Genomic DNA, 26,597 nt, shown 5'->3' with positions numbered 1-26,597 from the left:
GATTGGCCTAGATTTTGATTTTTTGAGCCACCCCAGCAGGTGGCTTTTTTATTTGTACCGAGGCAAATATGGGAGATGCAATATAGGAGAATATGGGAGAATATAGGATATTTTACTTTTTTGATTGATTAGGCTTAAAACTACTATCCAAAAACCCTTCATCTAGCAAGGTTTGCCACCTTTTATTAAATACGTCTTGAGATATGGGATAGTGACTACAAAACCACTGTCTAAAACTAGCCTTAAACCCCCAAGGCAATCTCATGATGTTTAAATCTTCCTGATGGACACGTTCCAACAATTCAGACTTTATAAGCTCCAATTGCCGGTCTAGATTGCCTTGGATGCTAGATTCTTGAACTGGTCTTTCTAGAGTGATTATAGGATTAGGCAGGTAACTGCCCCATACATTAGCAACATCTAACGGATGGAGATGTGTCTTTCCTGATATTTTTATTTGCTTACCAGTAGATATTAAATCGTCAAATCTAACAAGAGTATGTATTTTTTTATTTATAGGCAGCTCTGCATAAAGTACTCGGCTTTCTTCAGGTGTTTTGAGTTGATAATTTTTAATATTTTCTCTACCAAATAAAACATTTTTTATTGACGTTTGCCACGGATAGAGATAAGGCTTTAATAATCCATCATTAATCCAGAAGCCACTTAAAACATTAGCAAAGGTCTGCTCCATACCTAGTCTTGGGCTATCAATAGCGTAAGGTTCATAAGGGAAAAATACTAATCTAGCAAGCTCTTTAACTTTCAAGACCTCGCTAACATTGTTTTTTAAAAGCAACCAGTTTTCCCAAGCTTCTTTAGTAGCTGGCTCAGTAATAATCTTACTGAACTCTGTTTCTATATGCTCTAAACAAGCCTTAATATCATCCTGAAGGGTATATTCCATAGATACATCACTAGGAAATGCATCAATATCTCTACCTACTAAAAGACTGGTGATATAGAGCTGATGTGTTCTAGTGAGTTGGTTAAACAGGCTTAACGACTTGGAGGATAGGTGAGATAATAAGTAGTTATGTGCCTTGCTTATTTGCGTGGCAATATCCATACTAAAAGCTCCTGTTAGTAGCAAATTTCAGGTATCAACAAAAAAGGGAAGCCTGCACAGCTTCCCTTTTTATTCTTAACGTTTAGCAGTTTATCCAGTAACCTGCACCGATCTATAGTGACATTGTGCTATATGCCACGTCATCGTTTTTCAGCGCATAAAAAAGGCCGGATAAGCACACTAACCCCTGAAGTAGGTATAAAAAGCCACTATCCCGCATTAGTGGCTTTTTTTTGCTCGCGCTATTGAGGCGCTAAGCCCAACTCCAAGACTTTATAAAGTTCTTTTAATTTTTCCGCTAAGGGATAGTCATTTAATTCTGCCAAGGGCAATGCTTGATTTAATTCTGAGAGTAATGACACCAAATAAACCGCGTGATTATTGTCTAATCCGGTTATAGATTGAATAGAGTGTACCTTGTTACGAAAGGCCTTGAATTGGCTTTTGGGTCGGTTTTGAGTATCCATCTTGGGGAGTTCCTTATTGTCATCACGACAATGTTATTAAATTTATAAACGATCTTAGTCGAGTGTTAAAACCAGTTTTTTACCGTATTTGTCTCTTGTTTCGGTGTAGTAGGTGACGGTTTACGAGTGAAATACCCAGGAGGCGCTGGAACCTGATCCTCTAGATCAGCGATTCTTTTATCCTTCTCCTGCACTTGCTGCTTGAGTGTCGCGTTTTCACGCTCTAATTGATCAACCGCGCTCATGAGCATGACAATAGATTGCCCATAGGTGCCACTGGTGGCATGTTCTACTTCAAACTCCACGGTTTCGCTGGTGATCGGTGTACTAAAGAGTGATTCTTTACGTGCCGAGGTATTGAATTGCATTATTTCTGTACCTAATGAGGCGGGGCTATCGGTCACACCTATTCCCACTAGATAAGCTTTGCCCGTGGATGCTAAACGCTCCACCATTTCAATCGAGAGGTGTAGCTTTTGCCCATTGCGTACCATATTGACTAGATCAGGATGCGGCTCTAGTTGTACCTTGAGCGCCTTCTTGCCCGCTAGAATACCGGCCTCGCTGCCCAAGGTGACGACTTTAACGGCAACCACTTCACCTAAGCTTTTAAATACACCATCCGGCATAGTACCTCTTAGGTGTTCTAGCCATATTTTGGCACTGTATACGGTAGGGTTATAACTGCCCATTTCATCAATTTGCTGCTCGGTAATTTCACGCCCGTCAGCGGTTTTGCCTGCTACACAGGCGGTTATAAAAGGTGTTCTTAGTTTCATCAGATTATCTCACAATCAGAGTTTGTTTGAGGTTTTCCACGTCTTGCGGGTCAAAGCGAAAACCTAAGCCCGTGCCACACGTCACCCGCATGGCAGGTAGGTCATAAACTTTTGCCCAACGTAAGAAAGTCGGTACCGATACCCCCACTAGCTTGGCGGCCTTATTAGTCGGGAGCGTGTAGTTACGCTCTATCAGTGCCTGTTTGGTACGTTGTGCTTTAGCCTTGGCCTTGGGTACGGCTTGCGCTTGTTTGCTAGCGTGGTACTTGGTCAGTGCATTGAGGTGGACTTTTGCTCCACCTGTAGGGTTTAAGTGTAAAGAGCGCTCTAGGTATTGCGTGGCTTTGACTGAATCTAGCTCAAAGTAAGCAATACCCAAGGCTTTGAAGAGCTTACTTTTAACAGAGTCTTGCATATCCTCTTGCTCTACCTTAAGGCGTAACGTCTCAAGGTCGTCTAGGTAGTGAATAGGTTTATTATCTAAACAGTAATGCACTAGATTTTCCGTCAATACCTCGGACAAGCTACGCTTAAACCCGTCGGGAGCACGCATTCCCGTTTCCATTGCTAAGAGAGCCAGCGCCATACCTTGCTTAAAATTGCCTACATCAATCGACCATAACGCACACCACACCACGACCTCATCATGACCATGAGGCTCTACTTGCCGACTGAGCAAAGGAGCCAAGTAGTCTTGGTATTCACTAAGCAGGTCTTGCTTGAGTACATTCTTAGTTTCCATTGAACGTACTGAGCGCAAACGGGCTAAGTCACTATTGAGCTTGAGGACAAAAGCGCGGTGCAGTTGTGGTTTCACTAGGTTTTTTTTAGGCAAAGTGGGCTTTTCAGCCACTAAGGACGCTGGCGACAACATTACATCCAGTCTCCGGTTTTGGTTTTGAGTAGTAACGCATCAGGGCGGACAGCGGCAAACTTGCCAAAGTCTTCGATAATAAAGGCGAGGTTCTCGCTGAAGTAATCTTCCACTCGGTCACGTTTAGCATGATCTACCATCGTGTGTCGGAGGCTTCCGGCTTGATGATAAATAGATAAGTTATCAAGGCTTGTCACCATTAACCCACGCGCGGGCATATAAGGCGGCATCAGGGCGGGGTAGCCTGCTATCGTCTTATCTGAGAGCCATGTTTTCAGGGCATTGATTTCAGTCGGGGCATTATTCAGGGCATTCATTAACCCAAAGCCGTGCTGAACCCATAATTCACGCCCGACCAAAACCACCAGATCAGAGGCTTGAGCGTGCCACGCATCAAAGCGACTACTCACCAAGTCAAAGACTAGCGCGTCAAGGGTTTCATAATCACCCCCTGCACCTAGTTGGTACTGGTTGGCGGTGCTATCACCTGTTTCAGGGTCTAAGCCTAGAATCTGGCTTGGTTTCCATTTCTTAGTAAAGGCATACCAGCCCAAGCCACAATCTTGTAAGAGAGGATATTGTGCTAGGTTGGAGGTCTTGGCGTAGTGTGTACCGTTAAAAGCAATCATGGTCATGCTTTTGGCGATGTTTTGTAGCACGTAGTTAGCGTAGGTATCATCAAAGTTTGGTACATGCGCCCATGCGTCAAGCTGGCTGTATTTAATAAAGGTGTCAAAATTGACTTGATTACAGAAGTACTCAACCCCTTCAACTACCACACCACGCGGCTTTCTGTCGTCTTGTTCAGTGTCTGTAGTGCTGCCTACGGGTTTACCATCGCCCATACTTAAGCGGTCGCCAGTTTGTGCGGTGACTAGAGGATGATTGACCAACTTGAGAAAAGCGTCTTCTTGAATCTGGCTATTAATGAAGGCTTGTTGACGGGGGACTGCGAGGGTGTATTGACTACCAACAGGCAAGCCTAAAGGTTGATAAATGCGATTAATAAGATTGTGAAACTTGGTACGTGCAAGTTCTTGCATAGCAATTTCCTTCTCAGGGATCAGCGTGTCATCACGACACTAGTTAAAAAACTTTATGAGTTAACTTTATTACCTCTATTAAACCAAATAGCAAGCAAATAATCAAAAGCAAAAGTGTGTTTTCGGCTAGGTAAATTAGCACCTATCCTATTGACTTTTATAGTAAAGTGTGCATAATTGCATGCCATTGCCTCATTATCTGTTCAATCCTATTTTTTAACCTCTTTGGTTTTTTCCCTCACCTATGCGGGGCGGGGGGGAAGAGTCTAAATACACTGCACTAAATTCACTGCACCAAACCCCACTGCATCAAGCCTTAGCGCCCTTTCTAATGCACTATTTTGTGCAAAATAGTGCAAAAGTGTACAGCCACCTCCTATTAAATCACTGCTCAGCGATGTTAGGGCTAATGGCCTAGTTGATCTCTATTAAATCACGCTTATTTTTTACGTTTAGCCAACTTATTCAGTGCGTGGCTGATCTCATAGTCTTGGATCGTGTCGGCCTCGCTACCATCCAAATTAAAGCGCTTACCACCTTCACTGACCGCTTGCAGATAAAAACGGTTAGCGGTGTGCCACTCTAAGAGCTTCATCACCACCCGCTTTGAAGCACTCAAATGATGCTTACCCACATGCTGAAACACTTGCCGCTCAAAGTTCAAGGCCAGCGGTTTACGTTCACGCCACATTGCAAATCCATTGAGACTAGCGTCTAACTCTTTGGCGCGTATGTCACTCGGTGGCTTAACCTTCTTTTTCGGTGGCTTAGGTCTAGCAGGCTTAGCCACTGACTTAGCGTCTTTATCCGTTGGCTTGGGTTTGGGTAGCTTCCTCGCTCGATAAAAGTCGGTTCCCTTTTCGGGTTTGACCTCTTGCAGCTTGTCCTTAGTCAATACCCGCTTACCCGTGCGCTGAATCGGCTGCTCCGGTGCTAACTGGTCGGGTTCGGCAGGTTCTATTGGTGTGGTAGGGGTAGGAACCACTTTCCTAATAATCTTTAGCGTTTTCTTGGGTTGGTCTGTCATGTAGGTACTCGCATCGGTTGCAAGGTTTTCGCTAGTTAGCGTGTTGTATCAGCGGCTAGTCTACGGGGTTTTAGTCGGCTTAGCATTAGCACTGTCTAGAAAATCAGCCCACCACTGCATCAGGGTAATCCGCTCCTCCCAATAGGTCGCCATATAATTATAAGAGCCAGCAATCTTATTACGCTCCACATGGGCAAGCTGCATCTCAATGGCTTTAGGATTAAAACCGGCCTCATGTAACACACTAGAGCCTAAGGCTCGCATCCCGTGCATAGTGATTTTACCACCCCATCCCATATGCCTGAGAGCGGCTAACATCGCATTCTCACTCATGGGCTTATGGATACGGTGGGTGTAGAAAATAAGGTTTGAGTTACCCGTGAAGGGTTTCAGGTCGTGAAGTAATTGCAAGGCTTGGGTTGATAACGGGATGCTATGCGCTCGCCCTAGCTTCATATGATCAGCGGGAATATGCCAGCAGGCATTGACCCAATCAATCTCTACCCATTGCGCTAAGCGAATCGAACCAGACCGTGCAAGGGTTAGCATGGTGAACTGTATCGCCCGTCTTAACACCTCCGAACGATACGCGCTTAACTCAGTGAGAAATTGCGGCAGTTCTTGCACAGTAAGCGCATTAAAATGTTGTCCTTTGGGTTTAAGCTGTAAGGCTCCACTGCTCGGTGTGGGATTATGGGTGAGTTGTCCCGAATCAAAACCATACACATACACTGCATTAATACGCTGTCTGACCTTGGCGGCCTTATCCAGACTCCCCCGCGCCTCGACGGTACGCACCACCTGCAATAGTTCTAAGGTTGTGAGTTCACTAGCCACTCTGTGCCCAATGTGGGGGAAAATATCCACCTCAAAGCACTTCATGACCTGCTCAGCATTGGCAGCCGACCAAGCACCTTGCCGCTGAGCATAAAACTCTAAGGCCAAGTCTTTAAAGGTTAGACCACGGCTTAGCTGTTTTTGGGCTTGCTTATGGGTATTAGGATCAATCCCTTGCTTAAGCAATGCTCGCGCTTCCTCAATCAATAATCGTGCTTGCCGAATCGTAATAGAAGGATATTCGCCTAGGGTGAGGATGGTTTGCTTTTGCGTGTGGGGTTGTCGGTAGCGATAGAGCCAGACCTTAGCCCCACTGGTTCTAATTTCTAGCTGCAAGCCTGCACCATCACTTAAGCGGTAAGGTTTATCTTGAGGCTTGGCGGCTTCAAGTTGGGTGTGTGTAAGCGTCAAGAATCATACTCCATTCATTACTAGGGAGACTAGAGTATATTACACACAAGCTTACACACAATAAAAGCAGCTTTACACATTTACGTGGAAAATTACACACGATTTTACACACCAAAAGGCTAGATTCTTGCGGACATAGGCAGACGCTAGCGGACGCAAAAAGCACTTTGCAGCAAGGTTTTTTAAGGGAATTATGGACGAATAGAGACTACTATGGACGTGAGACTGGAGCGGGTGAAGGGAATCGAACCCTCGTATGAAGCTTGGGAAGCTGCCGTTCTACCATTGAACTACACCCGCTTGAGAGGTCATTATTGTAGATATTCAGCCTGCAAATGGCAATGCTCTTTTCTACACAAAGCCAAGGCTAATCCATCATGCGCTAGCGAAACCTCGTATACTGATTAGATAATAATCTATAGTAGGTAGGCATATGTATCGATTCAGAAGCTATTGGTATTACTGGTATACCGGGCATAAGATGATAGCGGTGATCAGTATGCTAGTGACATCTTTGGTTTTAACATTGGGGCTATTGCTGAATGCAAAATTTGCCGTTTGGGCGATTATTACCGCCGTGTTATTAGACATATTGGGGATTTGGCTATTGATCTTATATGCCTTAATTATTCGCGCTGAAGTCCCCACTATGCTACTCACCCAAGCCGATGAATGGGTGCTGCATCAATTAATGATTCCAATATTGATAGCGTTTTTTGTGGGGCGTTTTGTGACGTATATAGTAGCCAAACAAAATGCGAGCGCTATGATACCTCAGCGCTCGCTCTCTTGAGTTGATTTTGCCTTAAATGGCTTATTCTCCCATCGCCACGCCATCGCGTCGTGGGTCGGCTCCTCCTTCTAAACCATCAGGAGTAATAGCTATTGCTTGTAAGCCAGAGTTGAGATTATCCACCTTAACGGTATAACCCATAGCTTCAAATTTAGCTTTATAATCCTCGGCAGGGGTATCTTTCTCTAAATAATAATCCCCCGTGCGATTGATCATATGCGGCATAGACACAGCCTGTTGCACATTCATGCCCCAGTCGATAATGCCAATCAGTGCCTTAGCGGTATAGACGATAATATTACTGCCACCGGGGGAGCCAATCGTTAAGACCGGCTTCTCATTTTGGAAGACAATGGTAGGTGACATAGAGGAGCGTGGGCGCTTATTCGGCTCAATCTTATTAGCGACCGGAACGCCATTTTCCTCAGCGACAAATGAGAAATCGGTTAGCTCATTATTCAATAAAAAGCCATGCGTCATCAGGCGTGAGCCAAAACCATTTTCAATCGTGGTAGTCATGGATAGGACATTACCGTCTTTATCAACAATGACGATATGGCTAGTAGAGGGCAGCTCTAAGGCACGATCATCGGCGCGTTGGCTTAGGCCGGGATTCGTGGTGGGATCGCCGGGGAATACGGATTTTAGCGGTTCACCAGTTAATAAAGCTTGTGAACGTTCTTCTAAATAATCAGGATTGAGTAATGCCTCCACAGGCACATCCACAAAATCACTATCCGCTAAATAACGATTGCGGTCTGCAAAAGCTAAGCGGGTAGCATCCCCAATTAAACGCCAGCTCTCCACACTGTCATAGCCGGTTTTAGCTAAATCAAAATGGTTTAAAATACCTAAAATCTGCCCAATGGTGACACCCCCCGATGTCGGAGGCCCCATGCCACACACATCATAAGCACGATACTCCATGCAGACAGTCTCGCGTTCTTTGACCGCATATTTCGCTAAATCCGCCATGCTCAAAAGGCCGGGGTTGGAGGGCGCTTCTGTAACGGTTTTGACAATATCTTGGGCAATTTGACCTTCATAAAAAGCCGCAGCACCTTGTTGAGCAATGAATTTTAAGGTAGCCGCATACTCAGGATTAGGGCGCAAGGAACCTGCTTTTAAGGGTTCGCCTTTATCATCAAAAAAATACGCTTTAGTGGCTGGAAAGCGTTGTAAGGACTCCGCAGAGCTTGCGATTTGCTCTGCCATATGTGGACTTACTACAAAGCCTTGTTGCGCTAATTTGATGGGGGTTTTAAATAAATCAGCCCAGGCGAGTTTGCCGTAATTCTTATGTAAGTGTTCTAGGAGTTTTACCGTGCCGGGCGTACCGACCGATTTACCGCCGACCACCGCATCCATAAAGGCTAATGGTTTACCGTCTTTATCTAAAAACATATCAGGAGTGGCGGCTTGGGGAGCGGTTTCGCGTCCATCTAAGGCAGTTAAGCTTTTTTTCTGATTATCCCAATAGAGCATGATCGCACCGCCGCCTAAGCCAGAGGATTGGGGTTCGACTAAGCCTAGGGTGAGTTGCACGGCAATAGCGGCATCGGCAGCAGAGCCACCGGCTTTTAATACCTCTAAACCCGCTTGGGTCGCATACGGATTAGCACTAGCGACCATAAAGTTTTTAGCTTTAACGAGTTGTTTGCTGATATTGGTGTGAGCAATTTGTGGATTAACCGCATCACTGGCTTGTTTGGCATAGGCCAGTGGCACTAATAAGGTACAAATAAGGGCGCATAATGATAATGATTTCATACTGATCCTTGTGGCGTAGCGATTGATGGAGAGTCCGTCAAAGTGCGGAGTTTTTATACCACCGTGAGTGTAACCGAAGTTCAGGGGATTTAGGAGAGCTACCCCCAAAACGCTGAAGGGTTTGGTGAGGTGATAGGGTGAAGTTTATATATTCCACCGATGCTCAGCGGCAGAGCTTTAACATAGTTGTACTGCTTTCTTGTGTAGTAAATACGGTAACTTAAGTTGGTATTCCTCCGTTTATCATGTATCAGGGATTATTGAATATTACTGCGAGATAATTGATGCACCTCAAACTGAATATAGGTATCCAAATGGTTGCATTAAGAATATCCAATGACTTTGCTAAAGAGGCGCATCAGCTTCCTAAGGAGACGCGGGAGAAGTTAACAAAAGTATTCTTTTTATTAACCAGTGATCCTAGGCATCCTTCTTTGCAAGTTAAGAAAATCAAGGGTGCTAAAAGGGATGATATCTACGAATGCCGTATCGATCAGTCATGGCGAATGGTTTTACGTGATATGGGGCAAATGCAATACGATCTGATATCTATTGGCGAGCATGATAAGACCATCAGTTTTGGCAAGAGTCTAGATGGTAGCATTATAGCAGGGTTAACAGGGGGAGCATGGTTAGCTGGAGGACCCTCCATAATCGTAGCTGCATTCGCAGGTCTAGAGTTACTAGGGGCGTTAGGGGGACTCGTAGGAGGATTAGCAGGAGGGCTGGTAGGGGGGCTAACAGGAGGATTAGTAGGGGGGCTAACAGGAGGATTAGTAGAAGGATTAGTAGCATGGTTAGTAATTAAAAAGCGGTGCAACTAGCAAGTTATTATGGGTTAAGTGGTTTTTGTTGAGTAAGGTTATATAAATCAATAAAGCCACTTTAGTTCTTTGACATTAATCTGTAAAAGTTCAGCTTGAATCTAAACTTTTATAGTTCAGTGCGAGTTTGATAGGCTGGCACCGTATTTCTACCGTGCCAAAATAGATCAATCAATATGTAGTATGATGCGTATAAAACTCTTAAAAACTGATGGCAGAAAACTAGATCTGAGCCATTCCACCATCCACGCTCAGCTCCACACCATTGACATAGCGTGCATCCGATGAGGCCAAAAACAGCGCAGCAGATGCTATTTCATCAGGCTGTGCCACATAACCTAAAGGTATAATAGTAGCTGCATGTTGGTTTAAAGCAGCAATTTGTGCCGCATCCATTTTCAAACCGTTTTCCATGATAGGCGTTCTGGTAAGACCAGGACTGAGGGTATTGACACGAATTTTACGTGCCTTTAGATCATTTGCCCATGAACGTGCAAAGGAGCGTACTGCTGCTTTGGAGGCACTATACAGACTGAGGTTTTCCATACCCTTGTTGGCGACAATGGAGGAGGTTAGTACAATAGAGCCTTCATCTCTTAATAAAGGTAATAGGGTCTGTACAGTGAAAAATACGCCTTTGACATTGATATCAAAGGTTTTTGCGAACTCATCCTCGGTTGTTTCCCCAAAGCTGTTTTTTTCTGCAATACCCGCATTGGCGAATATGGTATTGAGCTGATCGCCCCGTGTTTCAATCTCATCCTTAAGTTTTTGCAAGTCTGATAGGCTCGCTACATCAGATACCACCGTCACTACATGCTCGCCTAGCAGGTTGGCCGCTGCCTCTAGCGTTTTTGCTGTTCTGCCTGTCAGATAGACACGTTTAGCACCTTCTGCCAGCAAAGCCTCGGCAATCGCTAGACCGATACCGGTTGATCCGCCCGTTACCACAGCCACTTGATTTGTAAATCGACCAGACATATTGGTTTACTTCCTTTTTTCATAAGTTCAATAGTTCGATAAATATCGAACTATTGAACTCTAGCACTCAATCTGTGACACTGTAAAGTATGAGATTACCTAATCACCCCCTTACTGAAACGCTGTCATTGGTACGAGTGCTGCACGCACTGAGTGATCCCGTGCGCCTTAATCTGGTGCAAAGTCTTGCGACCAAGGGCGAACAGGCGTGCGGAGCGTTGAACCTGAATGTTGCAAAATCCACCGCATCCCACCATTTCAGAGTGCTGCGCGAGGCGGGCGTTATTCAAATGCGCCCAGATGGGACACAGTTTCTCAATTCATTACGTAAAGAAGATCTTGAGCAACGCTTTCCCGGTCTGCTGGATGCTGTATTGCGGGCGTCTAAAGCGGATGACATCTGATTAAGCCATAACCCAGCTTATCGGTTAAATTATTAAAACCTACCTTAGGAAAGCTTGAGAGTTTCGTGAAACTGCCCGCGTTTTTCGCTATGATGAGCCCTTTTCGTAGCCATTTACGCTGGATGAACTAAATAATGCAAAAATTCTTAATTGAAGGTGGGGTCGCCTTAGAGGGTGAAGTAGAGATTTCTGGGGCTAAAAATGCGGTATTACCCTTATTGGCAGCGACTTTATTAGCCAGTACACCCATGACCATTCGCAATGTACCCCGTTTAAAAGACGTGAGCACCCTAGCGGCGGTGATTGCGGGGATGGGCGTGACCCTCAGCACCGATGAACATAATAATATTCACACCGATACCTCCACTATTCACACCTTTAAAGCACCCTATGAATTGGTGCGTACCATGCGGGCGTCTATTTTAGTATTAGGCCCTATGGTGGCACGCTTTGGTGAGGCTGAAGTATCTCTGCCCGGTGGTTGTGCCATTGGGGATCGCCCCGTTAATTTACACCTCATGGGCTTAGAGGCGATGGGTGCTGAGATTGTCGTTGAGGAAGGCTATATTCGCGCCAAAGCCAAACGCCTCAAGGGTGCGCATATTGTCATGGATATCGTCAGTGTCACGGGCACGGAAAATCTACTCATGGCAGCCGTCCTTGCTGAAGGGACCACCGTACTCGAAAACGCGGCGCGTGAACCCGAAGTCGTCGATTTAGCTAATTGCTTAGTCAAAATGGGCGCAAAAATCGACGGGATTGGCACCTCGAAAATCACCGTTGAAGGTGTGGACAGTTTAAGCGGTTGCGACTATACCGTACTACCCGACCGTATTGAAACGGGTACTTATTTAGCTGCCGCTGCGATTACTGGCGGACATATCAAGGTATTAAATGCCGCACCCGATACCCTTGATGCGGTATTACAAAAATTCCGTGAAGCAGGGGCGGTGGTTAATACCGGCGCTGATTGGATTGAGCTGGATATGCGCGGACGCACCTTAAAAGCCGTTGATATTCGTACTGATCCTTATCCCGCTTTCCCTACCGATATGCAGGCGCAATTTATGGCTATGAATGCGTTTTCACAAGGTATTGGTGTGATTGTCGAGACAATTTTTGAAAATCGTATGATGCATGTGGCTGAACTCAAACGTTTAGGGGCCAATATTCGTTTAGAGGGTAATACCGCCATTGTCGCAGGTATGCCCAATCTAAAAGGTGCGCCTGTGATGGCGACCGATCTACGTGCCTCGGCGTGCTTGATTCTGGCGGGTCTAGCTGCTCAGGGTAAAACGCTAGTGGATCGTATTTATCACACTGACCGAGGCTATGAGCGCATTGAAGAAAAGCTGTCACGTATCGGTGCGAAGATTTCACGGGTAAATGAGGCATGAAAGATAAGCTGACGATTGCTTTATCCAAAGGGAGAATTTTTAAAGAGACCGTGCCGCTATTAAAAGCGGCAGGTATCGAGCCATTGGATGACCCCGAAACCAGTCGTAAATTAATCTTAGACACCAATCACTCGGATGTGAAAATCGTCATTATCCGCGCCACCGACGTGCCCACCTATGTCCAGTATGGTGCGGCAGATCTCGGTGTCGCGGGTAAAGATGTGCTGATGGAGCATGGTGGGCAGGATATTTACGAGGTATTAGACCTGAAAATTGCGAATTGCAAATTAATGGTCGCCGGATTCGCGGATCGCCCCTTACCCAAAGAGCATTTAAAAGTGGCGACTAAATTTGTCAATTGTGCGCGGCATTATTTCGCCGGACAAGGACGACAAGTCGATATTATTAAGCTCTACGGCTCGATGGAATTAGCACCCTTAGTAGGCTTGGCGGATTGTATTGTTGACCTAGTCGATACGGGTAATACCTTACGCGCCAATGGCTTAGAGCCATTAGAGCATATGGCGGATATTAGCTCGCGTTTAATTGTCAATAAAGCCTCGATGAGATTAAAACATGAGCGGATTCAAACCTTGATTAATCACATTGAAACCGCTGTGCAAGCAAAGAGATAAGCATGAAGTATTTAACCGATGACTTGCGTATTGTAGGTATGCACGAATTAATAGCCCCAGTCGAGTTACTCAGTGACTTGCCCTTAACCGACGAAACCTCAATGGTGGTCTTTAATGCCCGCCAAGAGGCGCATGATATTATCCACGGGCAAGATGACCGCTTATTAGTGGTAGTAGGCCCTTGTTCCATTCATGATATTGATGCCGCTTTAGAGTATGCGTCACGTTTAAAGGTCGTGCGGGACAAACTCAAAGCTGATTTGCACATTATCATGCGCGTCTATTTTGAAAAGCCACGCACCACTGTGGGCTGGAAAGGCTTAATCAATGACCCTGATCTAGACAATAGTTTCCATATTAATAAAGGCTTACGTCTAGCACGTCAATTACTGCTCGATCTGACTAAACAAGGTATACCGGCTGCTACTGAATACCTCGATTTAATTAGCCCGCAATATGTCGCCGATCTCATTAGTTGGGCAGCCATAGGGGCGCGGACGACTGAAAGCCAAGGGCATCGGGAATTATCCTCAGGGATTTCTTGCCCGATTGGGTTTAAAAATGGCACCTATGGCAATCTGAATATTGCCGTGGATGCCATTGCGGCGGCTTCACGTCCCCACCATTTCTTATCCGTGACCAAAGAAGGGCGTACTGCTATTTTTGCCACTGAGGGTAATGATGATTGTCATGTGATTCTGCGCGGTGGGCGGGAGCCAAATTATGATGCAGCGAGTGTACAAGCTGCAGTGGATGCCCTAGTCAAGGCTAAATTACCACCTTATCTCATGGTGGATTTTAGCCATGCCAATAGTAATAAAGACTATCGTCGCCAACCCGAAGTGGGCAAGAACGTGGCTGAGCAAATAGCCTCTGGCTCTAAAGCGATTACAGGTGTAATGATTGAGAGCCATTTAGTCGAAGGCAATCAAAAAGCAGACGGCAAGAAACGCGAAGAGTTGGTGTATGGGCAAAGTATTACCGATGCCTGCATTAATTGGGATACCACAGTAGAAGTGCTTGAGCAATTAGCGGAGGCAGTACGTCAACGTAGGAGTATCAATACATGACTACGGTACGAGAGTTAACTTCAACCTCGCCGAGTTTCTGGCAAGACTTACAAGCCTTATTAGCGTGGGATAGTGTGTCAGATGATGCCGTCTTTAATACAGTAAATGGTATCTTAAAAGAGGTGCGCACGCGCGGTGATGCGGCAGTAGTAGAGTACACCAATCGCTTTGATCGTATGCAGGTCAGTAGTATCAGTGAGCTAGAAATCCCCTTAGCTCGCCTACAACAAGCCCTGCAAAATTTGCCCACTGAGCAGCGTGCTGCATTAGAGCAGGCCGCTCAACGTATTAGTGCTTATGCCGAGCATCAAAAGCTAGAGTCATGGGGCTATACCGAGGCCGATGGTACGTTTCTAGGCCAGCAAGTCACCTGTTTAGATCGCGTCGGTTTATATGTGCCCGGTGGTAAGGCGGCTTATCCGTCCTCCGTCCTCATGAATGCTATTCCAGCTAAGGTTGCAGGTGTACCTGAATTAATCATGGTAGTACCTACCCCTGCAGGTGAGGTGAATGAGCTAGTTTTAGCCGCCGCTGCCATTGCAAAGGTAGATCGAGTCTTTGCAATCGGTGGAGCACAAGCGGTAGCAGCGCTGGCTTATGGGACTGAAACCGTTCCCGCAGTAGATAAAATCGTAGGTCCTGGCAATATTTATGTCGCCACCGCCAAGCGTATGGTCTATGGCACGGTTGGCATTGATATGATTGCAGGGCCTTCAGAAATTCTGGTGGTATGTGATGGTAAGACGAATCCTGATTGGATTGCCATGGATCTATTCTCGCAAGCCGAACATGATGAAGATGCTCAAGCCATTCTAGTCTGCCCCGATGCTGCCTTTCTTGAACAAGTGAAGGTTAGTATTAATAAGCTCGTAGCGACTATGCCGCGCAAAGAGATTATTAATACCTCACTAGAAGGGCGCGGTGCGTTGATTCTTGTGCAAGATATGCAAGAAGCGGTAGAGGTGGCTAACTATATTGCACCAGAGCACTTAGAGCTATCGGTGGATAATGCGCGTGAAGTGGCTAAGCACATTCGTCATGCGGGGGCGATTTTTATGGGACGCTATACCGCAGAAGCCTTAGGGGATTATTGCGCAGGGCCCAATCACGTATTACCCACCTCCCGTACTGCGCGTTTTTCAAGTCCGCTAGGTGTGTATGATTTCCAAAAGCGCTCATCTTTAATTGACTGCTCGGCAGCAGGAGCGGCGAGCTTAGGCAAAATTGCTTCGGTATTGGCGCGTGGTGAGGGTTTAATCGCACATGCGTGTTCGGCTGAATATCGTATTTAAGGTAGACCCCAAAAACCTAAGGGAGCTATATAGCTCCCTCAGATTCAGTCACTCATCATTGAACTTAGATAAATTGGCCTGTGACTGTGCTATTGCCATAGACTACTGAATTGTTAGAGCCACTTAAATTGCCTTCCATGCTAATGGGGCGGCCTAAAGTCTGAGACAGAATATTAATTAAACTATTCAGACCTTGAGAGGAACCTAAGAGTCCATTTAAGCGGTCATTATTCATACCTAGGCCATTAAATAGCGCAGTTAGCTCATTAGTCGACATACCTACATTAGTAGCTAATGTGGTTAGTGTATTAGTAGCTGCCGCTGTTAAGCCACTGGCGGTACTGCTAGTGGTGGTGCTAGCAACCGCAGGAGCTGGGCTGCTACTGACGGTAGTAGTAGAGATAATATAATCGCCTCCACTACTCACAACGGGAGCCGCGCTGCTAGTGGCTGTGGTGCTAGAGACAATATAATCGCCTGCACTAGTAACTGGGGCAGTGCTGCTGGTTGTGGTAGAGGTGATGACATCACCACCATTGCTAGCTCCACCGGTCATTGCCTGTGTCATGATTCCCATTAAGGTATTTAAACCTGTAGGTGAACTGAGTAAGGTATTTAATTGACTGGAGCTAATACCAAACTCATTAAACATAGAGACTAGGTCTGCGGTTTGCATCCCCATCCCACCGGCTAGTGTGGATAAGGTATTGAGTGTGGCAGTATCGATACCTGCTAATGGATTGGTGGTGGTAGTTGTGCCAGTTCCGGTAGTTGTGCCAGTTCCGGTAGTTGTGCCAGTTCCGGTAGTTGTGCCAGTTCCGGTAGTTGTGCCAGTTCCGGTAGTTGTGCCAGTTCCGGTAGTTGTGCCAGTTCCGGTAGTTGTGCCAGTTCCAGTAGTTGTGCCAGTTCCGGTAGTAGTACCAGTTCCGGTAGTTGTACCAGTGCCAGTGGTTGTACCTGTTCCGGTGGTTGTACCTGTTCCAGTAGTTGTGCCAGTGCTAGTTCCAGTAGTTGTCCCTTGAGTCAATAAACCCATTAAAGTATTTAAACCTTCAGGCGTAGCGAGCAAGGTATTTAATTGTGCGGTAGTAACGCCTGCACTATTAAATAAGCTAACTAAAGCATCAGGCTGCATACCTAAACTAGCAGTTAAGGTTGATAACGTTGCTCTGGCTTGCTCGGTTAATGTGGTGGAGCCTGTCGTAGTTCCTGTTCCAGTGGTTGTACCTGTTCCAGTGGTTGTACCTGTCCCAGTGGTTGTACCTGTCCCAGTGGTAGTTCCTGTCCCAGTAGTGGTTCCTGTTCCAGTAGTGGTTCCTGTTCCGGTTGTGCTACCTGATAAAATCCCAGTTAAAGTGCCCATGAGAGTATTAATACCCTCTGGTGTTTTGAGCATAGTATCTAGTTGCGTTGCTGAGATACCAACACTGGTGAAAATATTCATTAAATCAGTTGCTGAGACACCAATACTGGCAGCTAAGCTACTCATAATAGTATTTAAGTCTGCTGTGGTGCCGGTAGTCGTGCCAGTCGTTGTACCCGTCGTTGCAGTGCTACCTGGAACCGTAGTGCCAGTAGGGCGTGAACCATTAATAATATAGTTAGCTGAAGACGTGCTATTGCCTGGGTGTTGTAATACATTCCCTAAAATAACATTGGTGTCATTATTAGGGCCTGCGTAAATGGTTTTACCATCTAAGTTAACGTCGGTATTTTTATAACCATCTAAAATATAGTTCACATTACCGCCACTATTACCTAAAGCAGTCAAGACGGCAGATAAAATGAGGTTGGTATCATTATCAGGGCCTGCGGCAATAATACTATTACTGCTATTGGCATCTCCCGCCCATAAGAAGGCTTTACCATCCTGAGTAAGCGCTTGTGCATTAGTGCCATAGGTTTGAGTAGTGGCTTTAGTAAAGTCTACTGATGCCGTTTTATCATCCGTGATAGTCACTGGTGTTTTGGTCATGACCCCTAAGTGGTTACGATGCGTTAAGGAGATGAAATAATCACCTTCAGGAATATCTTTAAAGCTGAGGGTAGAGTTATTCGTATCTGCAGTAGCAACATCGCCATCGCGTTGGATAATAGCCGCTTGGCGGGTAATGATTTTGGAAGGATCGTTTTTATCCCGTAACTCGACCATAACCCAATCCACGGGCGCGTCATTGCCAGTGGTCGCTAGGGTGCTAGCGGATAGTTTTTCACTACCAGTATAGCCTGCATAGGGTTGATTAGCAGGTAAAAAGCCTTGAGTGCGTAAATCATCCCGCATTAAGCCATTGGCAGCATTATAAGCGCCTTGTAATAAGCCTTTCACCTGTACGGTGATCGTACCAGAGGTGGGCGTAATGGTATCATTTGGTTTAGGTGTAGGCGCGGGTAGCGGGCTATTAGGTGTTGTGGTCGGCACTGGTGTAGGCGCGGGTACAGGTGTAGGAGTAGGTACAGACTGTGACACGGTATTTTTGATCGTTACAATAACATCGTTAAAATCTCTGTCATTACATCTAGCACCAGTACGATCTTCAAAAGCTAAGCGAATAGTTCCTGCTTGGTTCGTGGTAACCTTGACACCATTATTGCCAATATGAGCATAGGTATTTTGTGATTTGTTATACAAACGCACATTATTAGCATTGAGTTCTTGGCTAGGTGGATTTTGTGGGTTTAATGTAACCCATTGACCGGCATTGTTTTTGTATTGGATGATATTTTTATCAAGAGTACCTGTAGCCACTTTGATATTAACAGTAGGTTTGCCTGCAACAGTAGAGCCGCCTGTATTAGTGCCAGTACCTGTGCCGGTATTAGTGCCAGTACCTGTGTTGGTATTAGGTGTTGGGGTAGGAGTACCCTGAATGGTTGCATTGGCAGTAGTACCCGTTTGACCGCTAGTGTGACCGCCTCCGCTAATCTGACCCAATAAAGACAAGGCTAGACTTTGTAAGTTACCACTGTTTTGACCCAGACTATTCAGCAATACTAATGCCGAGCTAGTGCCGCAACGGGTAGCTGTAGGAGCTGTAGTTGTGGTATGAGTAGTACGACTGGTAGAACTCAACATATTGATGAGGTTAGACATGGTAAGGTAGCTCCTTATTGTGATTTTTTCACTAAGAATTGTTAATTATGTTAATTGAGCGTAGTAAGCTAATACTGTATTTATAAGTCGTATTTATTCACATAATAGTAATATTTATCATCCCAAATTGGATAAGTTGCACTTATAGGCGTCTAATCGGTAATTCAGATAAAAAGCTGGTAATTTTTTATGCTAAATGGGGCTAAAGTGAGGGGGCATTATGAAAGGTAGTTACTACCTGTTAATACTGAGTTTAGTGGGGATAGTAAGCTGTGATCGTCTCTCGAATACACCGTTACCTATTGAAAAATCTCAATATAGTGAGTTACTGCATCCTTCAGTGGTAGCAGGGACAGTATTAGCTAGTAAAAATACACCAGTACTGTCTAGTGGCGGAGAGGGCAAAGCACCTGAGCATCAAGGAGAGTATCAGCTTATGACTTGGGCCGATTTAGAACTACCCGGACATAGGATTGCAGATATAGTGGAGCGCTATGAGTCCCGTATCGAGCAGGCTGAAGCAGAGCATAGCCATGCTGAGCATACTCATGAGGAACCTACTCAAGAAGAGCTATTACAAGAAGAGTTACAAAAAGCTTTAGCTCAAGCCCCCATTAATCCCGCTATGAATGGCAAAAAAATTAAGCTGCCGGGATTTATCGCCCCCCTAGCCATTGATGAAAGCAAAGCATTGGTTAAAGATTTTTTACTCGTTCCCTATATTAGCGCTTATATTGATTTACCTTCCCCTCCACCTAGCCAAACGATTTTAGTGCAGCCGCACGAGGGGCAAGGTATTGGTCTAGAGCGGGTGGCGGAGCCGGTGTGGGTGTATGGTACTTTGCTGGCGGAGGCCACTACCACCGACTTAGCACCAGCGGGCTATCAAATCAAAGATGCCTATGTGGAGGTCTATCAGGATCGCCAAACGCCTACGCTGAGTTTCAGCTCTACTAAACCATAAGCCCATCGCATGACAACACCGACCAAACCCCGTATTCCTGTACTGTTATTAACAGGTTTTTTAGGTAGTGGCAAAACCACCTTACTCAATCACCTATTACAATCTGACACGGTACAACAAGAACCAGTAGCCTTATTAATTAATGAATTTGGCAGTGTTGGACTAGATCAGCAGCTCGTGGGTGCAGCCGATCTGCCTATGGCGTTATTAGCTGGTGGCTGTGTGTGTTGTGCTATGCAAAATACCCTCTTGCCTACGCTCAAAAACTTATGGATGGAGCGCAATAGCGGCAAATTCAAACCCTATCAACGGATTATTATTGAAACCACTGGCTTAGCCGATCCCACCTCTATTTTAGCCACATTTGTGCAAGCCAAATGGGCTGCTGATCGTCATTATGTGGATGGAGTGATTACCACTGTTGATGCAGTACTGGGCATGCAGCAATTAGATGAGCATTTTGAGGCTGTGCAACAAGTCACACGCGCGGATAAATTACTCATTACCAAAGCGGATTTAGTAGATTCCCAGCCATTAGCCCTCTTAACACAGCGCTTACATGCCTTAAATCCCTTAGCGTTGATCGAGATAGTAGAACATGGGCAAATCGCTGCCACACAGTTATTTAACTTACGTCAAACACAAGCTAGCCTAATTAGCGCCTTTAATCCTCAATCCTTCCAACCCTTGCAGACGGGAGCTAGCACGCTACCTTTAGCCTCTAATCAGGTAGGTAGCAAAGTAGATAAACAAATACACAGCTTTGCGCTACAGTTTGAACAGCCGGTGGATTTAGAGCGGGTTAAATTGGGTCTGTCGGTTGTGATGGGGTTTTGTGATACGCATCTATTACGCATGAAAGCGGTGTTACAGACGACGCAATATTCCACTCCGGTCGTATTACAGGCGGTACAGCACTTATTGTTTCCAGAGCAAGTATTAGAACAGTGGCCTAGTGAGGATCGAGTGAGTAGGGTGGTGTTTATTACTGCTGGCTTGGAGGTGAGTACTATGGAGTCGGTGCTGGATGAATTTCGAGCTATTGTAGCAACCCCAACAACATAAAGCTCATTCAAGCCCGCTACTATCTCTTGCTATGATAGTAAGTCTTTAGACTTGGAGTGAGATTTTAGCCATGACGATTAGCCTAAATGCCTATAGCGCTCAATTGGGTGAGCATTTTATTTTGCAGCCTACCGACTGGCAAATCGAGCCTAAGCAGCATTGGGTGATTTTAGGCGCTAATGGCTCAGGTAAGTCCGCCTTAGCTGCCACATTGTTAGGAGCTGGGGAGCACTTAGCCGGCACAATAATGGGTGTACCTCACGATAGTGTCATAGTCTCTTATGAAACACAGGCCGAGCTGATCGAGCAAGAGCGGCGTAAAGATGATGCGGATATTTTGGATATTATTAGCGAGGGCACACCCGTACTCGAAATCCTCACAGCCGAACCCCACGATAGCGAGCTACTGCAACAACTGATTCAAGCCTTTCAATTTGAGCCATTACTACAGCGCAGTTTCCGCAAACTTTCGACCGGAGAGACGCGCAAAACCTTATTGATTAAAGCACTGGCTAAAAAGCCGCAATTACTCATTTTAGACGAGCCATTTGATGGCTTGGATATTAATTCTATGGGGTTTTTGCAGGAGCTATTACAAGACTATGCTCAAAGCACGCAATTGATTTTAGTATTAAATCGTATAGATGAAGTACCGGATTTTATTACCCATTTTGCCTATATGGATCATGGCAGCTTAGCCCATCAAGTTGCACGCTCTGATCAGGAAGCGTTAGATAATCTCTATCAATTACTGCACTTAAAAACTTCTCACCTCACTATTCCAGCAGCCACTAAAAGCCATGTGCCACCACTAGATCCCCAGCAACCCCTCGTCAAAATGCGTAATATTCGCATTGCCTATGAGGAAAAAGTGATTCTGGATAAGGAAGAGTGGACGATTGAAAAAGGGCAGCATTGGCAATTAACCGGCCCTAATGGTAGTGGTAAAACCTGTTTACTTAACCTCATCACGGGCGATCATCCGCAATGTTATGTGAATGATATTTTCGTATTTGGCATGCAACGTGGAACGGGGGAGAGTATTTGGCAGGTTAAGCAATATATTGGCTATGTATCGAGTGCTTTGCAGTGGGAGTATCGAGTTAGTATTAATGTGCGAAATGTGATTATTTCCGGGTTTTACGATTCCATTGGGTTATATCAAAAATATACCGAAACCGAAAAGGCGATTGCAAATCAATGGCTGGAGGTATTAGGTATGCGTGATCGTGCCGAGCAGCCGTTTAATCAACTATCTTTTGGGGATCAGAGACTATTACTCATTGCCCGTGCGATGGTCAAACATCCCACTTTATTAATTCTGGACGAGCCTTGTTTAGGGCTGGATGATATGAATCGACGTTTGGTCTTAGCGCTGATTGAGAAAATTGTGGCGGGGACAGAAACAACCGTGCTGTATGTCAATCATCACCCCCATGATCGAATCGTGGGGATTGCACAGTATAAAGCCTTGGGGGCGGTAGTTACTGCGTAGTAGTAGGAGTGATCGTGTAGGGTGGCAACGGTGAGTAGCTAGAAATACACGATCACCTAGGGTCAGGCTTTTAGGCAATAGACCTTTTCGTGCAAACGAGTAATACCCGCATTTTTAAAGCCCGGACTCTGCGGCAAAATATCAACATCTAGCCATAGATCGACCTGAAAAGCGTCTTGATAAAGTGCTCTGACTTCTGATTCTAATACCGCAAATGGGGGGCCGGCACGTTCGGCTTGATCGTATTCAAAGGTGATGAGTAGCGTGGAGGCTTGGGCGGGCAAAATACGCATAAAATGTTCAGCATATTGTTGGCGTAGCTCAGGTGGGAGAGCGACTAAGGAGGCACGATCATAGACACTGCCGCAATGGCGGAGATCTTCCGCACTTAAGGCAAAAAAATCACCCACTAATATGGCAATCCCCTCAGTCTCCCAGCGCTCAAAAGCCCCTTGAGGGGTGATATTAGGCGTAATATTGCGCTCTTTAAAGAAATCACTCACCGCCACTGCGCTAAGTTCCACCCCTAATACGGTATAACCTTGAGTACGCAACCAGACCATATCAATACTTTTGCCGCATAAAGGTACAAATACGGTTTGATCATGCGGAGCATCTAGCTGAGGCCAAAATGATTGCAAATAGGGATTGATTTTATCTTGGTGGAATCCAATTTCATTGTTTTCCCAACGGGCATGCCAAAATGCTGCTTCCATGATGGTTATACTCTGTTAATTAAAATATCAGCAGTGTAGAGCAAAGTAGTATAAGGGGCTATCCTTAGGGTTGAGTGTTTTCGCCGGAGGCGTTTATTTTACATCCTGTATGCCGCTAACATTGATCCATTAATACTAGTCCCTTTGAAAACACTCAACGCTAAGGATAATTCTAGAGCTAGTTAAAATAATGCAAGTCCTTACTTATATAGACCATGATAGGCCAAAGGTGCAAAGTATCTTGGGTTAATGCGAAATTTTGTACAGTTCATGCCTGTATTGCTTAGTTTTTGAGTTTATTGTGCCGCTATATTGCGATGTAGGGTTAAGTACTTGAGCCAAAGTAATCGAGTATTTCTTCCGCAGCCGCTGTGAATACATCCTTGTACGCTACAAGGCGGCTTCCCTGCCGCCAAGACTGCTCCAGAAATACCCGATTACTTTGATATACCTACTTATGAGCATTAGATTAGAGGCTGATAGCTTGCTTCTGTGCGGTGCAACATTTTGTCCTTACTCCCTAAAATGGTGAGTATTACCCCATGCACAAATAGCTTTCTGCTTGATTAGGATTGATTCGCTAGGCTTATTAGCTATTGGCATAATACCTGCATGTTAAAAAATAATTGCTGCCTGGGTAGTTAACGGCGACCACCTGCGGCTATTCCACGCACTGTAGCGTACAGATACATCATGGGTAACGAAGCCCTGAATCCTATGCCATTTATTTTAGGCTCTAGGATTCAGGGCCTTTTTATTTGCAGGAGATGCAAACATGCTCAAAGAAAACCTGATACTAATCGGCAATGGTATGGCTGGGGTGCGAACTTTAGAGGAATTACTCAAACTAGCGCCTGATCATTACAATATTACGGTATTTGGTGAGGAGCCTTATGGTAACTACAACCGTATTATGCTCTCGCCGGTACTCGCTAGCGAAAAAACCATTGAGCAAATCATGCTTAATGATGATCAATGGTATGTGAATAATGGCATTACGCTACATAAGGGTAAAAAGGTAAGCCGAATCAATCGCTCACGGCGTGAAGTCATTGCGACCGATGGCACCGTAGCACGTTATGACCGGCTGGTGATTGCGACAGGGTCTGTACCCTTTATGCTGCCAGTACCCGGAGCGGATAAACAAGGCGTGATCGGCTTTCGTGATATTAAAGATGTGAATGTAATGCTGGATTCAGCACGTCAGTATCCGAAAGCAGTGGTGATTGGGGGCGGCCTATTAGGTTTAGAGGCAGCTAATGGCTTACTCAAGCAGGGTATGGATGTAACCGTGGTACACCTGAATGAGTTTCTCATGGAGCGCCAGCTCGATAAGCCAGCAGCCCTTATGTTGCAAAAATCGCTAGAAGCGCGTGGCATAAAATTTCTTATGAAGCACAGCACAGACGAGATTCTAGGCGATGAGCGTGTCACAGGGCTGCGTTTTAAAAATGGCCTCACTATTGATGCCGACTTGGTAGTCATGGCAGTGGGGATCAGACCCAATATTGAATTAGCAAAATCAGTGGGCTTGTATTGTGAACGCGGTATTGTGGTGAATGATACGATGCAAACCATTACTGACCCCAAGATCTATGCTATTGGTGAGTGTGTACAGCATCGTGGTACCGCTTATGGTCTGGTGGCACCACTATTTGATCAAGCAAAAGTAGCGGCTAATCACCTAGCTCGTTATGGTATTGCCCGCTATCAAGGCACGGTTACCTCTACTAAATTAAAAGTTACGGGAATTGAATTATTCTCTGCTGGTGACTTTATCGGTAATGAGCAGACCGAAGATATTATCTTTAAGGATGCCGCTTCAGGTACTTACAAGAAAATTGTATTGGAAGATAACCGCATCAAAGGTGCGGTGCTATACGGTGATACCGTGGATGGGAGTTGGTATTTCCAACTCATGAAGGATGGTACGGATATCTCCGCCTTCCGCGATACCTTGCTATTTGGACAAGCACATCTAGGTGATTCCGGTCATAACCCAGAAACACGAGTAGCGGTGCTGCCCGATGAGGCCGAGATCTGCGGCTGTAATGGGGTCTGTAAGGGCGACATTGTGAGGGCTATTACCGAAAAAAAGCTCTTTACCCTAGATGAGGTACGCGCCCACACCAAGGCCTCTGCCTCCTGCGGCTCTTGCACGGGACTTGTGGAGTCATTACTAGCACATACCGTAGGGGGTGATTATTCCCAGACTCCTACCAGCAAGCCTTTATGTAAATGTACCGACTTTACCCATGATCAAGTTCGCTCCGGGATTTTAGAGCATCAGCTCAAAACCATGCCTGCGGTACGCGAATTTTTTGAGTGGCGCACCGAGGATGGTTGTCCTTCTTGCCGTAATGCCCTCAATTACTATCTGCTGTGTGCTTGGCCTAATGAGTATCAGGATGATGCTCAGTCACGTTTCATCAATGAACGCGCTCACGGCAATATTCAAAAGGATGGTACTTATTCCGTCGTGCCGCGTATGTTTGGTGGTCTATGTACCCCAGTTCAATTGCGTACCATTGCTGATGTCGCCGATAAATATCAGGTGCCAGAAATGAAAATTACGGGTGGTCAGCGCATTGATCTATTTGGAGTGAAAAAGGAACAACTGCCAGCCATGTGGAAGGATCTCACGGATGCCGGTTTTATTTCCGGTCATGCTTATGCTAAAGGGCTGCGTACAGTGAAAACCTGTGTGGGTAGCACGTGGTGCCGTTTTGGGACTCAGGATTCCACCGGCCTTGGCGTCAAATTAGAGGAACTCACTTGGGGTTCATGGATGCCGCATAAGTTCAAAATGGCGGTTTCGGGGTGTCCGCGCAATTGTGCCGAAGCGACTATTAAGGATTTCGGTGTGGTCTGTGTCGATTCCGGTTATGAGCTGCATATTGGCGGTAATGGCGGTATTAAAGTGCGCGTCACCGATTTACTGTGCAAGGTGGCAACCGAGGAGGAGGTATTGGAATACAGCGCGGCATTTTGCCAGTTTTACCGTGAGGATGCTCATTATCTAGAGCGCACCGCGCCATGGGTAGAGCGGGTAGGTTTGGAGCGGATTAAGCAGGTCATCAGTGACCCTGAAAACCGTGCAGCTCTTTGTGAGCGCTTCCGCATTTCCCAGCGAGTGGCTCAGATTGACCCTTGGAAGCAGTGTGCTGATGGTGCATTTGCGCATGAATTTAAACCGATTACCCTAGCAGAACTCGCAACGGTAGAGTGAGGAAAGACCATGAGTCTATGGATTGAAGTCGTTGAATTAAACCAAATCCCGGTGCTAGGTGCACGAGTCATTAAGACCCCCGATATGGATATTGCCGTATTCCGGGGGCGCAATGATCAGGTCTATGCCATCCGTGATGCCTGTCCACACAAGCAAGGCCCCTTATCACAGGGCATTATGCACGGCTCTACCGTGACCTGCCCCTTACACAACTGGAAAATTGATCTCGCCAGTGGAGAGGCATTAGGGCCGGATGAAGGCTGTAGCCGCGTGTTTCCAGCACGAGTAGAGGACGGTAAAGTCCTGTTACAGCTAATACCAGAAGTAACGATCCCGTGCTGATTTAAAGCGTATGGAGAAAATA

The 26,597-nt window shown here is 45.8% G+C and carries 23 protein-coding genes and 1 tRNA gene; 12 read left to right on the top strand and 12 right to left on the bottom strand.

Features of this window, described 5'->3' with window-relative positions:
- Positions 1-112: 112 nt before the first annotated feature.
- The 8 genes from A3IK_RS0105695 to A3IK_RS0105655 all read right to left on the bottom strand — a co-directional run bounded on the left by A3IK_RS0105695 (position 113) and on the right by A3IK_RS0105655 (position 6,807).
- Positions 113-1,069 (bottom strand): hypothetical protein, encoded by a 957-nt coding sequence (locus A3IK_RS0105695; RefSeq protein ID WP_020559012.1) that lies wholly within the window; start codon positions 1,067-1,069, stop codon positions 113-115.
- A 242-nt stretch (positions 1,070-1,311) separates the two neighbouring features.
- Entirely contained in the window at positions 1,312-1,536 is a 225-nt protein-coding gene (locus tag A3IK_RS0105690; RefSeq protein WP_020559011.1) for a hypothetical protein, read from the bottom strand.
- Positions 1,537-1,601: 65 nt separating this feature from the next.
- Positions 1,602-2,315: a GPO family capsid scaffolding protein gene (locus A3IK_RS20210; RefSeq protein ID WP_051081549.1), complete on the bottom strand. Its 714-nt coding sequence runs from the start codon at positions 2,313-2,315 to the stop codon at positions 1,602-1,604.
- A 4-nt stretch (positions 2,316-2,319) separates the two neighbouring features.
- Positions 2,320-3,189 carry a phage terminase small subunit gene (gpM, locus tag A3IK_RS0105675; RefSeq protein WP_020559010.1) on the bottom strand — a complete coding sequence of 290 codons (870 nt, stop codon included), beginning with the start codon at positions 3,187-3,189 and terminating at the stop codon, positions 2,320-2,322.
- Positions 3,189-4,232 carry a P2 family phage major capsid protein gene (locus A3IK_RS0105670; protein ID WP_020559009.1) on the bottom strand — a complete coding sequence of 348 codons (1,044 nt, stop codon included), beginning with the start codon at positions 4,230-4,232 and terminating at the stop codon, positions 3,189-3,191. Before A3IK_RS0105670 ends, gpM begins: the two co-directional genes overlap by 1 nt.
- 439 nt (positions 4,233-4,671) lie before the next feature.
- Positions 4,672-5,259, bottom strand: coding sequence for a ProQ/FINO family protein (locus tag A3IK_RS20205; RefSeq protein ID WP_051081548.1), 588 nt, complete (start codon positions 5,257-5,259; stop codon positions 4,672-4,674).
- Positions 5,260-5,319: 60 nt separating this feature from the next.
- A complete protein-coding gene (locus A3IK_RS0105660) occupies positions 5,320-6,507 on the bottom strand; it encodes a tyrosine-type recombinase/integrase (RefSeq protein WP_020559007.1) in 1,188 nt (395 codons plus the stop codon).
- 226 nt (positions 6,508-6,733) lie between these two features.
- Positions 6,734-6,807, bottom strand: a tRNA-Gly gene (locus A3IK_RS0105655).
- A gap of 199 nt (positions 6,808-7,006) precedes the next feature.
- Between A3IK_RS0105655 and A3IK_RS0105650 the strand changes: the two genes are divergently transcribed.
- Positions 7,007-7,300 (top strand): hypothetical protein, encoded by a 294-nt coding sequence (locus tag A3IK_RS0105650; protein WP_020559006.1) that lies wholly within the window; start codon positions 7,007-7,009, stop codon positions 7,298-7,300.
- Positions 7,301-7,321: 21 nt separating this feature from the next.
- Here A3IK_RS0105650 and ggt read toward each other — a convergent pair whose 3' ends face one another.
- Positions 7,322-9,070, bottom strand: coding sequence for a gamma-glutamyltransferase (ggt, locus tag A3IK_RS0105645; protein ID WP_020559005.1), 1,749 nt, complete (start codon positions 9,068-9,070; stop codon positions 7,322-7,324).
- 284 nt (positions 9,071-9,354) lie between these two features.
- Here ggt and A3IK_RS0105640 point away from each other — a divergent pair, with 284 nt between their 5' ends.
- Positions 9,355-9,894, top strand: coding sequence for a type II toxin-antitoxin system RelE family toxin (locus tag A3IK_RS0105640; RefSeq protein ID WP_020559004.1), 540 nt, complete (start codon positions 9,355-9,357; stop codon positions 9,892-9,894).
- A 222-nt stretch (positions 9,895-10,116) separates the two neighbouring features.
- Here the strand turns inward: A3IK_RS0105640 and A3IK_RS0105635 are convergent, their stop codons facing one another.
- Positions 10,117-10,875, bottom strand: a complete 759-nt coding sequence (locus A3IK_RS0105635) for an SDR family NAD(P)-dependent oxidoreductase (RefSeq protein ID WP_020559003.1) — start codon at positions 10,873-10,875, stop codon at positions 10,117-10,119.
- Between the two features lie 89 nt (positions 10,876-10,964).
- Here A3IK_RS0105635 and A3IK_RS0105630 point away from each other — a divergent pair, with 89 nt between their 5' ends.
- From A3IK_RS0105630 to hisD, 5 genes are all read left to right on the top strand, one after another.
- The gene (locus A3IK_RS0105630; RefSeq protein WP_026220825.1) at positions 10,965-11,279 is read left to right on the top strand and encodes an ArsR/SmtB family transcription factor; all 315 of its coding nucleotides are present in this window, start codon (positions 10,965-10,967) and stop codon (positions 11,277-11,279) included.
- 134 nt (positions 11,280-11,413) lie between these two features.
- Positions 11,414-12,676 (top strand): UDP-N-acetylglucosamine 1-carboxyvinyltransferase, encoded by a 1,263-nt coding sequence (murA, locus tag A3IK_RS0105625; protein WP_020559001.1) that lies wholly within the window; start codon positions 11,414-11,416, stop codon positions 12,674-12,676.
- Positions 12,673-13,311, top strand: coding sequence for an ATP phosphoribosyltransferase (gene hisG / locus A3IK_RS0105620; protein WP_020559000.1), 639 nt, complete (start codon positions 12,673-12,675; stop codon positions 13,309-13,311). The genes murA and hisG overlap by 4 nt, the downstream gene beginning before the upstream one ends.
- A gap of 2 nt (positions 13,312-13,313) precedes the next feature.
- Positions 13,314-14,381: a 3-deoxy-7-phosphoheptulonate synthase gene (locus A3IK_RS0105615; RefSeq protein ID WP_020558999.1), complete on the top strand. Its 1,068-nt coding sequence runs from the start codon at positions 13,314-13,316 to the stop codon at positions 14,379-14,381.
- Positions 14,378-15,673, top strand: coding sequence for a histidinol dehydrogenase (gene hisD / locus A3IK_RS0105610; RefSeq protein ID WP_020558998.1), 1,296 nt, complete (start codon positions 14,378-14,380; stop codon positions 15,671-15,673). Before A3IK_RS0105615 ends, hisD begins: the two co-directional genes overlap by 4 nt.
- A 64-nt stretch (positions 15,674-15,737) precedes the next feature.
- Here hisD and A3IK_RS21285 read toward each other — a convergent pair whose 3' ends face one another.
- The gene (locus A3IK_RS21285; RefSeq protein WP_020558997.1) at positions 15,738-18,764 is read right to left on the bottom strand and encodes a hypothetical protein; all 3,027 of its coding nucleotides are present in this window, start codon (positions 18,762-18,764) and stop codon (positions 15,738-15,740) included.
- Positions 18,765-18,984: 220 nt separating this feature from the next.
- On the opposite strand from A3IK_RS21285, the gene A3IK_RS20195 reads away from it, so the two are divergent.
- The 3 genes from A3IK_RS20195 (at position 18,985) to modF (ending at position 22,288) form a co-directional block, all read left to right on the top strand.
- Positions 18,985-19,728 (top strand): DUF3299 domain-containing protein, encoded by a 744-nt coding sequence (locus A3IK_RS20195; protein WP_020558996.1) that lies wholly within the window; start codon positions 18,985-18,987, stop codon positions 19,726-19,728.
- Positions 19,729-19,737: 9 nt separating this feature from the next.
- Positions 19,738-20,793: a CobW family GTP-binding protein gene (locus A3IK_RS0105590; protein ID WP_020558995.1), complete on the top strand. Its 1,056-nt coding sequence runs from the start codon at positions 19,738-19,740 to the stop codon at positions 20,791-20,793.
- Between the two features lie 70 nt (positions 20,794-20,863).
- Complete coding sequence (gene modF, locus A3IK_RS0105585) at positions 20,864-22,288, top strand: molybdate ABC transporter ATP-binding protein ModF (protein ID WP_020558994.1); 1,425 nt, start codon at positions 20,864-20,866, stop codon at positions 22,286-22,288.
- Between the two features lie 62 nt (positions 22,289-22,350).
- On the opposite strand, the gene A3IK_RS0105580 is transcribed toward modF, so the two are convergent.
- Entirely contained in the window at positions 22,351-23,004 is a 654-nt protein-coding gene (locus tag A3IK_RS0105580; protein WP_020558993.1) for a thiopurine S-methyltransferase, read from the bottom strand.
- 775 nt (positions 23,005-23,779) lie between these two features.
- Here A3IK_RS0105580 and nirB point away from each other — a divergent pair.
- Positions 23,780-26,233: a nitrite reductase large subunit NirB gene (nirB, locus tag A3IK_RS0105575; protein WP_020558992.1), complete on the top strand. Its 2,454-nt coding sequence runs from the start codon at positions 23,780-23,782 to the stop codon at positions 26,231-26,233.
- Between the two features lie 9 nt (positions 26,234-26,242).
- The gene (nirD, locus tag A3IK_RS0105570) at positions 26,243-26,575 is read left to right on the top strand and encodes a nitrite reductase small subunit NirD (RefSeq protein WP_020558991.1); all 333 of its coding nucleotides are present in this window, start codon (positions 26,243-26,245) and stop codon (positions 26,573-26,575) included.
- Positions 26,576-26,597 lie beyond the last annotated feature (22 nt).

The organism is Thiofilum flexile DSM 14609, from assembly GCF_000380185.1.
GTDB lineage: Bacteria > Pseudomonadota > Gammaproteobacteria > Thiotrichales > Thiotrichaceae > Thiofilum > Thiofilum flexile.
Note: the sequence above shows the minus strand (reverse complement) of the source record. Positions and strands in the feature narration are given on the sequence as shown.

Coding starts and splice junctions, on each gene's coding strand:
- A3IK_RS0105695 (WP_020559012.1), bottom strand. CDS start 1,069: ATGGATATTGCCACGCAAATAAGCAAGGCACATAACTACTTATTATCT.
- A3IK_RS0105690 (WP_020559011.1), bottom strand. CDS start 1,536: ATGGATACTCAAAACCGACCCAAAAGCCAATTCAAGGCCTTTCGTAAC.
- A3IK_RS20210 (WP_051081549.1), bottom strand. CDS start 2,315: ATGAAACTAAGAACACCTTTTATAACCGCCTGTGTAGCAGGCAAAACC.
- gpM (WP_020559010.1), bottom strand. CDS start 3,189: ATGTTGTCGCCAGCGTCCTTAGTGGCTGAAAAGCCCACTTTGCCTAAA.
- A3IK_RS0105670 (WP_020559009.1), bottom strand. CDS start 4,232: ATGCAAGAACTTGCACGTACCAAGTTTCACAATCTTATTAATCGCATT.
- A3IK_RS20205 (WP_051081548.1), bottom strand. CDS start 5,259: ATGACAGACCAACCCAAGAAAACGCTAAAGATTATTAGGAAAGTGGTT.
- A3IK_RS0105650 (WP_020559006.1), top strand. CDS start 7,007: ATGCTAGTGACATCTTTGGTTTTAACATTGGGGCTATTGCTGAATGCA.
- ggt (WP_020559005.1), bottom strand. CDS start 9,070: ATGAAATCATTATCATTATGCGCCCTTATTTGTACCTTATTAGTGCCA.
- A3IK_RS0105640 (WP_020559004.1), top strand. CDS start 9,355: ATGCACCTCAAACTGAATATAGGTATCCAAATGGTTGCATTAAGAATA.
- A3IK_RS0105635 (WP_020559003.1), bottom strand. CDS start 10,875: ATGTCTGGTCGATTTACAAATCAAGTGGCTGTGGTAACGGGCGGATCA.
- A3IK_RS0105630 (WP_026220825.1), top strand. CDS start 10,965: ATGAGATTACCTAATCACCCCCTTACTGAAACGCTGTCATTGGTACGA.
- murA (WP_020559001.1), top strand. CDS start 11,414: ATGCAAAAATTCTTAATTGAAGGTGGGGTCGCCTTAGAGGGTGAAGTA.
- hisG (WP_020559000.1), top strand. CDS start 12,673: ATGAAAGATAAGCTGACGATTGCTTTATCCAAAGGGAGAATTTTTAAA.
- A3IK_RS0105615 (WP_020558999.1), top strand. CDS start 13,314: ATGAAGTATTTAACCGATGACTTGCGTATTGTAGGTATGCACGAATTA.
- hisD (WP_020558998.1), top strand. CDS start 14,378: ATGACTACGGTACGAGAGTTAACTTCAACCTCGCCGAGTTTCTGGCAA.
- A3IK_RS21285 (WP_020558997.1), bottom strand. CDS start 18,764: ATGTCTAACCTCATCAATATGTTGAGTTCTACCAGTCGTACTACTCAT.
- A3IK_RS20195 (WP_020558996.1), top strand. CDS start 18,985: ATGAAAGGTAGTTACTACCTGTTAATACTGAGTTTAGTGGGGATAGTA.
- A3IK_RS0105590 (WP_020558995.1), top strand. CDS start 19,738: ATGACAACACCGACCAAACCCCGTATTCCTGTACTGTTATTAACAGGT.
- modF (WP_020558994.1), top strand. CDS start 20,864: ATGACGATTAGCCTAAATGCCTATAGCGCTCAATTGGGTGAGCATTTT.
- A3IK_RS0105580 (WP_020558993.1), bottom strand. CDS start 23,004: ATGGAAGCAGCATTTTGGCATGCCCGTTGGGAAAACAATGAAATTGGA.
- nirB (WP_020558992.1), top strand. CDS start 23,780: ATGCTCAAAGAAAACCTGATACTAATCGGCAATGGTATGGCTGGGGTG.
- nirD (WP_020558991.1), top strand. CDS start 26,243: ATGAGTCTATGGATTGAAGTCGTTGAATTAAACCAAATCCCGGTGCTA.